The 718-nt window shown below is 41.5% G+C and carries 1 pseudogene; it reads right to left on the bottom strand.

From position 1 onward, the window contains the following. A pseudogene (locus tag DYY66_RS09765) lies at nt 1-718 on the bottom strand (hypothetical protein); the annotation flags it as partial.

Below are 718 nucleotides of genomic sequence, written 5' to 3'. Positions count from 1 at the left end.
CCATTTGGAATGGAATTGTAATTGTTCTTGCGTCTGTGGTTGGTGTTTCTGTGAATTGTTGCACCTGTTCGCCGTCAATTAGGACTGCAAAGGCACCGTCACTTGTACCACTTTTTGCATCTAACACTGATCTTGGAATGTTCAAAGTGATCTGACCGTCATTGTTTGCTTGTATGTTTACAACAAGAGTCTTTGATGCTGCATTCAGTGTTGCTCCGGAAACAGTTCCACCATCTATGGTATAGTCAATACAATACATCTCACTACCTATTGTAGCTGAAAGTTGTTGTGCTGTACAACTTGATTGTCCGCCACCAAGTATTGTGAACTGTGTTTCTGTTGAAAGTAGTCCTTGTTGTGATCCGCCTTGAACGTAAATGGTATAGACTCCGCCTGAAGACCATAGTGGGCTTGCGGTGTTGATTTTATCTTGAAAATCACCATTGCTGTTCAATGTTAACTGACGTACTTCTACAACATTTCCATTGGGGTCTGAAACTTTCATTGTAACAGCTTGTCCTGCGATTGCATTTTGGACATGTCCTGTAACAATTACTACTGATTGTCTGTTGTATGTATCATTGTCTGTTGATACTACAATTGGCAGAATTTGTTGAGATCCAGTACTTGGGCTGATTTGGCTTGAATATGCTGTATCTGCCGGTGATGTGGCAAATGCTGGCATAATGCCTACTACAGCTGCTGTAGCAAGAATTGC

The organism is Candidatus Nitrosotalea sp. FS, assembly GCF_011319475.1.
Lineage (GTDB): Archaea > Thermoproteota > Nitrososphaeria > Nitrososphaerales > Nitrosopumilaceae > Nitrosotalea.
Note: the sequence above shows the minus strand (reverse complement) of the source record. Positions and strands in the feature narration are given on the sequence as shown.